At 68.1% G+C, this 11,601-nt stretch carries 11 protein-coding genes; 2 read left to right on the top strand and 9 right to left on the bottom strand.

Translation table 11 applies throughout. The features are described 5' to 3' along the window. Positions 1–11: 11 nt before the first annotated feature. The 8 genes from NBG84_RS10890 to NBG84_RS10855 all read right to left on the bottom strand — a co-directional run bounded on the left by NBG84_RS10890 (position 12) and on the right by NBG84_RS10855 (position 7,411). Positions 12–1,184, bottom strand: a complete 1,173-nt coding sequence (locus tag NBG84_RS10890; protein WP_425608610.1) for a cytochrome P450 family protein — start codon at positions 1,182–1,184, stop codon at positions 12–14. 86 nt (positions 1,185–1,270) lie between these two features. Further along, positions 1,271–1,876, bottom strand: a complete 606-nt coding sequence (locus NBG84_RS10885; protein ID WP_250919118.1) for a GTP-binding protein — start codon at positions 1,874–1,876, stop codon at positions 1,271–1,273. Then, positions 1,854–2,204 (bottom strand): DUF742 domain-containing protein, encoded by a 351-nt coding sequence (locus NBG84_RS10880; protein ID WP_250919117.1) that lies wholly within the window; start codon positions 2,202–2,204, stop codon positions 1,854–1,856. The genes NBG84_RS10885 and NBG84_RS10880 overlap by 23 nt, the downstream gene beginning before the upstream one ends. Further along, complete coding sequence (locus tag NBG84_RS10875) at positions 2,201–2,629, bottom strand: roadblock/LC7 domain-containing protein (RefSeq protein WP_250919116.1); 429 nt, start codon at positions 2,627–2,629, stop codon at positions 2,201–2,203. The genes NBG84_RS10880 and NBG84_RS10875 overlap by 4 nt, the downstream gene beginning before the upstream one ends. Positions 2,630–2,631: 2 nt before the next feature. Continuing rightward, positions 2,632–3,921, bottom strand: a complete 1,290-nt coding sequence (locus NBG84_RS10870) for an ATP-binding protein (RefSeq protein WP_250919115.1) — start codon at positions 3,919–3,921, stop codon at positions 2,632–2,634. A gap of 415 nt (positions 3,922–4,336) precedes the next feature. After that, positions 4,337–5,203 (bottom strand): SAM-dependent methyltransferase, encoded by an 867-nt coding sequence (locus NBG84_RS10865; protein WP_250919114.1) that lies wholly within the window; start codon positions 5,201–5,203, stop codon positions 4,337–4,339. Between the two features lie 377 nt (positions 5,204–5,580). After that, on the bottom strand, positions 5,581–6,495 hold the full coding sequence (locus tag NBG84_RS10860) for a DUF6302 family protein (RefSeq protein ID WP_250919113.1): 915 nt from the start codon (positions 6,493–6,495) through the stop codon (positions 5,581–5,583). A gap of 82 nt (positions 6,496–6,577) precedes the next feature. Continuing rightward, complete coding sequence (locus NBG84_RS10855; RefSeq protein ID WP_250919112.1) at positions 6,578–7,411, bottom strand: ATP-binding protein; 834 nt, start codon at positions 7,409–7,411, stop codon at positions 6,578–6,580. Between the two features lie 285 nt (positions 7,412–7,696). On the opposite strand from NBG84_RS10855, the gene NBG84_RS10850 reads away from it, so the two are divergent. Together NBG84_RS10850 and NBG84_RS10845 are read left to right on the top strand one after the other, a co-directional pair. Further along, positions 7,697–9,085 carry an NsdA family TPR-like regulatory protein gene (locus tag NBG84_RS10850; protein WP_250919111.1) on the top strand — a complete coding sequence of 463 codons (1,389 nt, stop codon included), beginning with the start codon at positions 7,697–7,699 and terminating at the stop codon, positions 9,083–9,085. Between the two features lie 75 nt (positions 9,086–9,160). After that, on the top strand, positions 9,161–9,643 hold the full coding sequence (locus NBG84_RS10845) for an SAM-dependent methyltransferase (protein WP_250919110.1): 483 nt from the start codon (positions 9,161–9,163) through the stop codon (positions 9,641–9,643). A 591-nt stretch (positions 9,644–10,234) separates the two neighbouring features. On the opposite strand, the gene NBG84_RS10840 is transcribed toward NBG84_RS10845, so the two are convergent. Beyond that, on the bottom strand, positions 10,235–11,455 hold the full coding sequence (locus NBG84_RS10840) for a helix-turn-helix domain-containing protein (RefSeq protein WP_285366551.1): 1,221 nt from the start codon (positions 11,453–11,455) through the stop codon (positions 10,235–10,237). Positions 11,456–11,601 lie beyond the last annotated feature (146 nt).

Genomic DNA, 11,601 nt, shown 5'->3' with positions numbered 1-11,601 from the left:
GTGCCTTTCGATCAGGACGCGTGGCGGGTAGGGGAGAAGGTGACGGGGAGGGCGGTGAGGGCGCGGTGGAACGGGCCTGGTCTCCAGGTGAGTTGGTGTGCGGGGATGGCGAGGCGTAGGTCGGGGAGGACGTCGCACAGGTGCTGGATCGCGGTTTGGGCGATGAGGTAGCCGGCCGCGCGGGCGGGGCAGGTGTGCGGGCCGGTCGACCAGGCGAGGTGGGCCCGGTTGCGGGCGCGGTCGTCGTCGGCGATGGACGGGTCGTTGGACGCGGCGGCCATGCTGATGACGACCGGCTGATGCGCCGGCAGCAGTTGTCCTTCCACCTCTACCGGCCGTGGGGGGTAGGAGAGGCAGTAGTTCGCCATCGGCGGGTCGGTGTAGAGGGTTTCGTCGAGAGCGTCGATCGCGGTCAGGCTGCCGGAGAGCACATCCCCGGAGAACCGGGGATCGGTGAGCATCAGCCGGACGGTGTTGGTGATCAGGTTGGTCTGCGGCTCGATCCCCGCCCCATAAAGGGTGACCAGCTGGTGGATCATCTCGATCCGATCGAGTCCGGCTTCGTGCGCCAGGAGGCGGCTGGTGACGTCATCGCTAGGTCGCCGCTGTTTGAGGGTGATCAGCTCGTCCAGGGCGGCGGTGAGGATCTGGTTGCCGTGCTGGGCGTCGATGCCTTCGAAGATCGCGGCCATGCCCTGGGCGACACGCTGCCCGATCTGCGGCGGGCATCCGAGCAGGGTGTTCAGGGTCTGGAACACGAGGGGGAAGGCGTACTGGGCTAAGAGGTCCGCGTGGCCTAGGGGGCTGATCTCGCCCAGTAGCCGGCCCGCTATGTCCTCGACCTGCCGGTTCAGGGCGTGGAGGTCTTCTCCGCTGAGCGCCGCGGTGGTCGCGGCCCGGTAGCGGGCGTGCTCCGGCCCGGAGCTGCGTAAGGCGTTGGGCCGCCACTCGATCATCGGCAGAATCGGACAGTCGGCGGGGACAGTGGACTGCCAGCCGCGCGGGTCAGCGGGGAAGCCGACTGGGTCGTTGAGGATGCGCAGGGCGGCGCGGTAGCCGATGACCAGGGTCGCGGGCACCCCGGGATGCAGTTCCACCGGCACCAGCGAGCCGTAGGCGAAGCGCATCCGCGCATAGGCAGCGTGCGGATCTGCGGCGAACTCCGCCCCGTGCAGCGGGAACACACCGTCCACCGCAGGACACACAACAGAGGAGGAAGCAGAAGGGGAAGGAGAAGGGGAGGGGGAGGGGGAGGGGGAGGGTTGTTGGTTCATGGGGTGGGCTCCATGCGGTTGAACAGGAATCTGACGAGGGTGATCAGGGCGTGGAGGGAGGAGGTGCGGTCGCGGGCGTCGCAGCTGGTCAGGGGGGTGTCGTCCGCGAGATCGAGGGCTTCGCGCACCGCGTCGAGCGGGTGGCGGTGTGCTCGGTCGAACTGGTTGACCGCGACCGCGTAGGGCAGCCCCTGTTCCTCCAGGAGGGCGAGGATGGGGTCCGATTCGGTCAGGCGTCGGGTGTCGACCAGGACGAGCGCGCCCAGCGCGCCCTTCGCGAGGTCGTGCCACAGGGGAAGGAACCGGGGCTGGCCCGGGGTGCCGAACAGATACAGCACCAGTTCCTCGTTGAGGGTGAGCCGTCCGAAGTCGAGCGCGACCGTCGTGTGCGTCTTGTGCGGCAGGCCGGCAACGTCGTCCACCCCCGCGCTGACCTGGGTCATCGCTTCCTCGGTCCGCAGCGGCTCCACCTCCGACACGCAGTCCACGAAGGTCGTCTTCCCGACGGAGAAGTGACCGGCGATCAGGAGCTTCGTCGACCGGGTCACCGTGTCGGATAAGTACGTCACGCCTCCCTGCTCAGACGAGGGCGCGCAGTCCATCGAGTACCTCCTTCAGCAGGTCATGGCTGGCGGTGATGTGCGGGTGCGTGGGGGTGGTGAGAAGGCCGTGGTCCATTAGGCGGGCGATCACGATCCGGGCGGCTGAGGGCGGCAGGTCCACATGGGCGGCGATCTCCGCGACCGACAGGGCGCGTTGTCGGCTGCACAGCGCGAGCACCCGCCGCTCTTCCCCGGATGCCTCGACCGGCGCGGCTGCTGTGGTGGAGCGGACCAGCGCCGATAGGTCCAGGTCCCGGCTCGGGCGGGTGAGCCCGCCGGTGCGCACATAGGCGCGTACCAGGTCACGGACCCGCCGCGGCCTGGTCATGACCGTCCGGGACCGTCGTCCGCCACCCGGCGCGGACCCGCCGCGAGCTCGTGACCCACCCGCGCGGACAGCTCGTTCATCCGGTGCGTGACCGCGCCGATGTCCGCTGTCGGGTCGGTGAGTACCACCAGCACACTGTCCGCGGTCGCGGCCGACATGAGGACGAACCCGCCCTCGCACTCCACCAGCAGCTGCCGCACTCCACCACCGACATAGTGGGCGAGTGCCTTACCGACCGACACCTGAGAGGACACCGCGGCTGAGAGCTTCTCCGCGTCCTCCCGAGTCACACTCTCCGACCAGGACATCACCAGACCGTCGGTGCTGGATAGCACCGCACCTTTCACGCCCGCGAGGTCGAGATCGGTCAACAGCCAGCTGAGCGAGTTCCCGCCGACATGCTGCCGAGCCGAGTGGAAAGCCATGATCATGAAGTCCCTTCAGGAGACGGAGAGGTCGACTGGGCGGCCTGACGGCCGCTGCGGCTGCCGCGCACCCACGCCGCGGCGGCACTGGAATGAGCGGCGCCCGGGGCCAGCTCGGGTACCGGATCTAAAGCGGGCACTGCCGTCCGTCGCCGCCGGCGAGGCAGCACGGCATCGCCCTCCACGGCTGCCCCTGCTCGCGGCTCCGGAGCAGGCTCCGGGACGGATAGGGAGGCGTTCTGGTCGAACACGGCGGCGGTGAGCAGCTCGCGGGTGATGAAAACGCTCGCCCGTGTCCCACCGAACGGGGACGGAGTATGCAACGAGACCTGGAACCCGTACCGGAGGGCGAGCGCCGCGATGGAGGCGAAACCGGCCTTCGGGTGTGGGCCCAGCGCGTGCAGATCCACATCGGCACCGGACAACACCGCGCGTGCGAGGGCGAGGTCTTCGGCGGTCATCTGGATGCCCGCGTCGTCGACGACGATGGTGACCCCGTGATGCCCCTGCTGTACCGACACCTCGACCGTCGCGGTCGGCGGCGAGTACCGCAACGCGTTGTCCAGCAGATTCGCCAGCACATGCACCAACGGCTCCACGAACCGCCCCTGCACCGCCACGTCCAACTCACCGAACCGCACCCGAGGGAAGTCCCGCACCCGCCCCATCGCCCCGCGCACCACATCAGTTACCGACGTCGCCGGCCACGACCGCCCTGGCAAACCCCCACACATCACCAAGAACGACTGCGCCTGACGCGACATCTGCTGCGCCGTGTGATCGATCCGCGTCAGCGACGCGAACACTGCGTCGCCCTGGTGCTCGCGGAGACAGTCGTCCACGACGCGGCTCAACTGCGCTCCGAGCGCGGTGATGGAGGAGGAGAACGAGCGCACCGCTGCCCGCGACGCCTCCCGCGAGGTCTCGTCCAGGTGCTGTGTGGTCTGTTCGGCGCTGTCCACCCGCGCCCGCTCCAACTCACACACCCACAACTCGGACAGCGCCTCGACCCCCGCCAGGAAACGGGTGCCGCGCAGCACTGCGGGGAAGGGCAGTTCGGACACGGTCGGCTCCGGCAACCGCATCGACTCGGCGAGCTCCGCCAACCCGGTGGTCACCATGTACTCCAGCGCCCGATCCCGCGCCTCCAGCGCCTCGCCCCGTGCGTCCCGTTCCTCCTCCGCCCGCACGGCACGCTCACGCCACAGCCTGGACTTCCGCCACGAGCGGTAGGCCAGCACGATGGCCAGGCATAAGCCCAACCCCGCCACGGCGAGAACATCAACAAACATCAGGACTCTCCGGTCACTCAGGGCAGTCACGGCGAAAGGCGCGGACGGCAACGACGCGAAGTCGCTGAAACGAGAGGCATCGATCGGGGACGCCGGGCACTCGTAATCCGCTCCAACATGCACAAACGGGAACGCTTGAGGGCAGGGGGTAGCTCTACCTCCGCCCCTTGCCCGAGCCACGGGTGGGGCAGGACGGCAAGAAGATGTCGGGCCGGTGCTCGTGCCGGGTTGGCTGCCTGGCACGAGCACCGGGAGCGCCATGGCTCCTCCACCCCCGGCCGGCCCGCCGCTCCCGACCCGAGGGAAGCAGCGGTGTTGTGCCGGGGCGGATCCCTGGCAGGGGCCCTGTCGGCGTTGGGTGGAGTGCCCGGACCTGTGCGGGGTCACGAGCAGGTGCCGACACGACCCGAGGCTTCTACGGGGAACGACCAGCGCGGGCGGTCAGCGTGGCGGCAGTGTCGTGGCCGGGCGGCTGAAGGCAATCTCCGGGCACGCGACCGATGCCGGCCCACAACATCGCGCCCGTAACCGGCGAATGCGCGGACGGGGAAGAGAACCCGGAGCCCGTACTCGTGCCGTTCACCTCGCCCGGCCCGGGCGACTCGGTCTCCAACCCCTCGAAGTACCCCCGGAACTCGACTGTGCCGCACAGGCGCCCCCACCGGCCGCCCTTCACACCCGCCATCAGCTCGGTGACCCGCTCGCAAATAGCAGCGTCGTCGCTGACGACCTGGCAGATGATGACGCGACTACCAGGTACTAGCCGCTCGACGGTGGCCCGCACGACGTCCCCCGGGCCGGCCCCCTCGTCGGTGGGCAGGCAGTCGAGCACATTGACGAAGAGCGCCGCGATCGGCTCCTGCCAGTCGAGGAAACCCTGGGTCGCTTCCCGGATGGCTTGCGGGGCACGGATATCGCGGTCGAGGACCATGGTGTCCTCGTTGTCGTCCAGGTAGGTGCGCGCATGCGCCAGGACCATGGAGTCGTTGTCGATGTAGACGACCCGGGCCCCGTCACGGGCAGCCTGCGCGACTTCGTGGACAGTGACCTCGGCGGGCAGCCCGCACCCGTGATCCAGGAACTGGGCGATCCCCTCCTTGGCCAAGGCGCCCACCGTGCGTGTGAGGAAGGCCCGGGCGGCACGGGCAAGCAGTGGGGCGTGGGGAAGCATCTCCAGGAGCGCGGCTCCGGCCTCGCGGTCGGCTCCATAGTTCTCCGTCCCGCCCAGAAGCCAGTCGTGGACACGCGCCGAAGTGGCGTCAGCGAACGAGTCAGGCATCATGCCGCCGCCCCAGCGCCCGACCCAGTGTGTTCCGTTCCTCCTGCGCCCGGACGGCCTGCTCACGCCACAGCCTGGTCTTCCACCGCGAGCGGTAGACCAGTGCGAAAGCCAGGCATAAGCCCAGACCGCACCCTGCTACCGCCGCGATTACATCAGCTCTCATCAGGTCTCTCAGATCAGATCGAGTCAGCCACTATGGGAAAGAAGGAGTCGGAAACCAGGAGGAAACGGTGATCGCGGGGTGTGCCGGAACCGTCCGCGTCGCAACGGTGGAGGGGTGGCCGCCGGGGCGCCCCCTGGCCCGTGCCCACACAGGGAGGCGACGGGACATGGGGCGGGATGCGCCCCGGCGGCCGGTCTCAAAGGGGGCGGTCGGGTTAGGACCCCCGACCGGACGCCCCGGCGGCCGGTCTAGCCGCCGTATCCGGTGCCGGGCCGTACGCCACCGGAGGGATGGCTGTGTGCAGGAGGCCGGTCTCGTGGCCGCGGAGCACCGCGTGCTGATCGCCACGAGCCCCCAGACCGAGGAGCACCAGCTGCCGCAACTCCCGTGCGTCCCCTTCCGCCAGGGCGGCGCGATCTGCGTAGGCGGGAAGGGACACCCCACCCGCCCAGGCTCGAAGAAGGTCCAGCGGCCACGGCGCCAGGGTCCGCGCTTGCGCACTCGGGGGCGCGGATACCCAGCAACGCGAGATAGCCAGGTGCACGATGCGGGTCCACCGCACCGCCCGGCCATCAGCGAGGGCGCGGCCCAGAGCGGCCACCCCCCGATACGCGTCCCGTGGACTCGGATACAGGCGGCAATCCGTCAACGTCCGCGCGGACATGTTCTGCGCGACCGCGTCCAGCACCACCGCGTCCCGAGCGGAGGCCAGACCACCGTCGCCTGCGGCGAGCCCGTAAAACCGACCTCGGGCCACACGGTGCAACTCCGGAGGACAGGAGGCACCCCACTCGACAAGAAAGACTTGAGGCCTGGTGGGGCGTAGTCGCACATCCGGGAATCCCGACCGCCCGGCCAGAGCCCCGACCACGTCTTTAGCGATCTCACGCGTGGGAGCTTCCAGCACACCGCCGAGCCGGGTACCACCGACAGGTACCGCCAGCAGCGGCGCCCGAAAGACACGCACCGCCACGGCGTTCGCGAGCAGCGACGGATCGGCAAGCCGCCCCACCATGTAGTCGTAGTCGTACGCGAGATGAGGCGACTGGGCCACCACGGACAGCGGCGGAACCACTGCGGGGTCGTAGTCGGAGGATGAGGCGACCTGGCACGTCTTTGTGAGGGTCATCGAAGAGTCCGTCAGTCAGCATGGGTATGGAGAAGGGCAGGGGGCCGCTGCGATCAGGCCGCTGGGCTTGGTTCACCTGGAGTCAGGCGGCGACAGGCGATCCCGCGCGGGCGGGCTGGACAGCGGTGGTTCGGAAGAGCATCCAGACCGTCTTGCCTGGTCGTTCGGCATGGGGGACGGCGCCCCAGTCGTCCGCGATCTCGGCGACGATCTCCAGCCCCCGGCCGGATTCCTCCCTGCTCCCAGCGGCACGCGGCCGCGGAAGTGCCGATGACCGGTCTTCCACCAAGACCCGCAACCCCCGCTCGCCGCGCTCGACAGACACCGCAACCAGATCCCCGGGAACCGGCGAGCCGTGCCGGATGGCGTTCACGATCAACTCATTCACCGCCAAAGCCGCCTCGTCCCACTCCGAGGACAAGCCGACACAACCCCAGCTGCGCAACGCGTCCGTCACCAGCGCCCGAGCGGCACCGGCATGGGCGAGCTGGGCGGGAAAGACCGCACGACACAACCGTGTACCCGGGACATCGGGGGTTTCATGGACGTTCGGCGGTGGCGCTTTATAGAGCCAGTTCCGCAGCCAGTGCGAGACCTCCCACGCTGCCGGCCGCACGACCACGACCTCCACACGCAGGCTCGCCAACGACTTCAGCACCGCAGCCCGTCCTGCCGCGTCGCCCGCGAGCTCCGCCGTCGACGCTACGACGAGCACCCCAACATCACCATCCCGGATGATGCGGCTCACAGACCGCCAGCCCTCACGGCCTGTCAGCGCCACATCCAACTCCGCGGTATCACTGACACCCGCCCGGACCGTGTAGCCCCGCTCCTGAGCCGCACGGGTCATATCCCGCAGCAGAGACATGGACCCGGCGGCATCTGGGGCGCACGCGTAGACGACAGCCGTTCTCATGGCGTGGGGCATGACGAACCTCCGGCAGGAGCAGGGGTGGGTACCGAAAGAGGGAAGGCGCTCCCCAGAAGAAGGCGGTGGCGAAGCGGTTCTGAAGCCGCCGCCTCCCCGGTTACGAACGGATTCTGCGGGAAATGAACTCAGCGAACACTCGACGAGCCGGTGACGTTGAGCAATATCGTGGTCGCATTGAGGAAACCGTGAACTGCGGCTCGGGGATACCCCGCTGACAGTGCGGATGCCGTCAAAGCCGTCAAAGATCATTTCTGCACCGAGGGGCGCACTATGGCGCGCACACGCAACACACTGCTCGCGGCGGCCATCAAGGAAACCGGCTGGTCGCAGACACAAGCGGCAGCCCACTTCGGCCGGGTGGCCACCGAAACCGGAGCGCACCAACTCCAGTCGGTGTCCCGCTCGCACATCGCAATGTGGATCGGCGGAACACAACCCGAGGCCCGGGCGGCCTCTATCTTGTGCGAGACGCTCTCGCGGAAGCTGGGACGCGTCGTCACACCCGAGCAGATCGGGCTCGCCCCAGCCAGTGAGCCTCTGACACAACCCGGCTGGGACTTCGACACACTGACCACGCTCACCGACCTCGGGAGTACCCAGATGGACAAAGCCCGAAGGCGGCTGCTCGCGACGTCGGCCTACTCGGTCGCCGGTGCGGCCCTGCCGCCCCAGCACTGGTGGGAGCGGACGTTCACCAGTGCTCAACGCCGAAAGCCGTACTCCCGCCACACCGTGACCGCCGGGCACCTGGACGCGGTCCGCGAAGCAGGCGTCTTCTTCTCCCGACGCGATCAGCGGCTCGGCGGCGCAGCCGGCCGGACCGCCCTGATCACCTACCTCCAGACGGACGTCGCCGAGTACCTCTCCGGCCACATCCCCTCCGAGCCGCTGCGCAAAGACCTCACATCCGCAGCGGCGGAACTCGCCTACCTGGCCGGATGGATGGCTTTCGACAGCAGCCAGCACGCACTGGCCCAGCACTTCTTCCGCCTCGCGACCCGCATGGCCGCAGAAGCAGACGACGCACCCCTCGCCGGACACATCCTGCGCGCCATGGCTCACCAAGCCGTCGACCTCGGCCACCCAACCCAAGCTCTCGAACTGGCCGACGCTTCCGTCGCACAGCGCCGCTACACCCACGCGACACCACGAGAAAGGGCCCTCCTTGGCGTCGTCCACGGCAAAGCACTCGCTGCGGCAGGCCACAAGAAACCCGCCCTCGCCGCACTGCTGCGCGCTGAGGATGACCTCCGCGACGCCGACAACGCGCGCACCGAAGAGCCGGGCAGGGTCTTCTTCTTCGGTGAGGCCAGCCTCGCCCACGAGACCGCCTGCGCCCTGCGCGACCTCGGTGACCTCGGGGCCGCCGAGAAGGAATTTCGGCGCAGCGTGCGCACCCGCCGTGCCGAGCAGCACGCCCGCACCCACGCCGTCACCCTCGGATACCTCGGCGCCGTCCAAGCCAGGCAGGGTCACCTGGAGGCAGCCTGCGGTACCTGGTCCCAGGCCTTGGACGCCATGACCGGCGTCCAGTCCGGCCGCACCCGCGACACCGTCGTCCAGATGCGCCGCACGCTGTCCCCATTGCGCGGACGGGGCGGAAGCCGAGCAGCCGAACTCGACCAGCGGGCGGCTGCGGTCCTGCGGAACGTAGGCTGACGGCGACGACGCATTCGGGCGGCCGCATGGCCCACCCACCGCAGCGCGCCGGGACACCGGGAATGAGGGGAAGCAGTGTCCAACAGGTACGAGATCAGGCCCATCGCCACCGTCATCGGCGGGCACACCGAGGTAGCCGACGACTATCAGGGCGGTGTGGAGGCGCTCATCCGTCTCCACGCCGAGTACCCGGACGAAACCCTCCGCGGGCTCGCCGACTTCTCCCACCTCGTCGTCACCTGGCACTTCCACCTGGCCACACCCCAAGATGTGGCCCTGCACGTGCGCAGCCCCCGCAACAACCCGCAGTGGCCGGCGACCGGAACGTTCGCCCACCGCAACCACCGTCGCCCGAACCAACTGGCGACCTCGTTCCCCCGCGTCCTCGGAGTCCACGGCCGCGACATCCACGTCACCGACCTCGACGCCGTCGACGGCACACCGATCCTCGACCTCGCGCCGTACTTCCCCGCCATGGGCCCACAAGGAGCCATCCACACACCCACATGGGTCCCCGAAATGCTCCCCGACTACTGGCGCAACCCCGACGAACGCTGACGGACATCCCAAGCCCATAAAACGGGGCCAGCACACACCAACTACACCTGATCGAAGGGCGCTCGCGGAGGCTCTGAAGATCAATGTCGCCATGCTGGGCGTGGGCACGGAAGGGCCGAGAGGAGCGGTCATGTCACGGTGCCGGTCGCATCGGAGCGGGGTGCGCCGTAGGAGTATTCCGGCGAAGGCTCGGAAACCGGTGGTGGCTGCGTCGGCCAGGTTCCGGCGACGATCAAGGTTCTGTGGGGTGCGGCGTGGTGTCACGGCGTACTTCCGCCCGTGATGGCGGGGAGGGAGCTAAGCAAGATGTGGAGTGTGACCGCTTCCTCGGCGGTCAACACCAGCTGCACAGGGGTGATTTTTGAGGTTCCCTCGTGGAGCACAAGGGGGACCGCGAATCGTCCGGCCTCAGTGGGTGTCACCTCGGCCTTCTGCGTGAGGCGGAGGTGACGGTTGACGGGTGGTAAGGGCGCCGCGCCCGGACCGGTTTTTCCAGGACTTGTCGTCATGACCGGTAAAAGTACGGCCGTTTTGGCGAGGCGCCCCTGAGGAAAAATCAGGCATGAGTAACGCTCAGGGTTGCGGCGCTTACTAAGCGGCTAGCCCAATGTGTGCGGCTACGGCACGCAGGTCGTCCCGCCACATCGGCTTCTCTCGTTTCAGAAGGTCGGCTACTGCCTCCCTGACCAGCGGAGAGAACACGATCTCCTCCGGTGACTGCCTCATCAGCTTCCCAAGAATGTGCACCGTGGCGTAGTCATCGCGCTGGACCCGGTTGAGGTTCATCACCTCGATCAAGTACCTGGTGCGACGTTCGAGCGGCAGCTCAGGGTTGATCTGGACGTGGTCCGCCGCGCGCAGCGCTTCGCTGGCGTCACATTCCTCGGCCTTCAGATGGACCTCGTGCATCGCGAAGTTCGTCGGGCCGAATGAGGTGTGCCAGTGGTTGAGGTCGGCGCCGACCCTCTGCACGGCCTGCCGCGCTCCGTGGTACAGATCCCACGCTCGCGGTCCCTTGGTCGCCCGAACTGCGGCGACGGCACCTTGCAGATGGAGCGCTCCGTACGCCGACCAGTGCTCGACGCTAGCGTTATCACTGGGCTTGCACTGGGCGATCGTCTGCTGCGCCAGCTCGTAGCTGTCCGCCACGTCGCCTGCTGAGGTGAGGACGCAGGAGAGGTTCCATGCCGCAGCGGCCAGGAGCGCGGGGTCGTCCGCTCTCTCGGCCAACGCCAGGCCACGGTCAGCCGCGATCCGGGCGAGGGTGGTTTCGCCGACCCGTCGCAGCCAAATCTGGTGCAGACCGTAGAGGCTGATCAGCTGCCGCAGAACTCCCCCTTCTTCTCCGGTGCCGACGTCGCGCAGAGCTGCATGCCCCTGACGAAGTAGGTTGGGCAGACGATCTCCCACGTCTCGATAGCGGCCCTCCGCCTGTGTCTCATAAACGTTCCACGCGTCTGTGACGGATGCCTCGAAGTCGGTTGCGCTGACCTCCGCGATCCTCAGAGGCAGCAGAGACGACGGAAGGGACAGCGTCTGGCGAATGCTGGGGACGTGTTCGTGCTCAGCCCCGCTGGTCGTGATGCCAGATAGGTAGCCCCCTGTGAGATCCTCCATGCTGCATCGCAATGTGTGACAGAGCGCAACCAGGACGGTCACCCGATCCAACGGCATCCGCCCGTTCTCTACCTTGTAGACCCAGTTCTCTGACCTGCCAATGAAGTCACCCAAGGCCCGTTGGGACATCCCCCGGCGCTCTCGGAACCACTTGATCCTTTGCCCGATGCTGAACAACTCTCCGTCATACGCCATGGACTGACCATTCGTCGTCGTGGGCAGGGCACTCGCAACAAGCGTATGCCCGCGTGCCCGTGACAGAGGGAATACTGGTCCTCTCTCCCTGAGAGGGCACTCAACGGTCTTCCCCTTGCCGCTAGCGCGGCAGGGGGGCGGCGTAC

It is taken from the genome of Streptomyces albipurpureus (assembly GCF_023701525.1).
GTDB lineage: Bacteria > Actinomycetota > Actinomycetes > Streptomycetales > Streptomycetaceae > Streptomyces > Streptomyces albipurpureus.
Note: the sequence above shows the minus strand (reverse complement) of the source record. Positions and strands in the feature narration are given on the sequence as shown.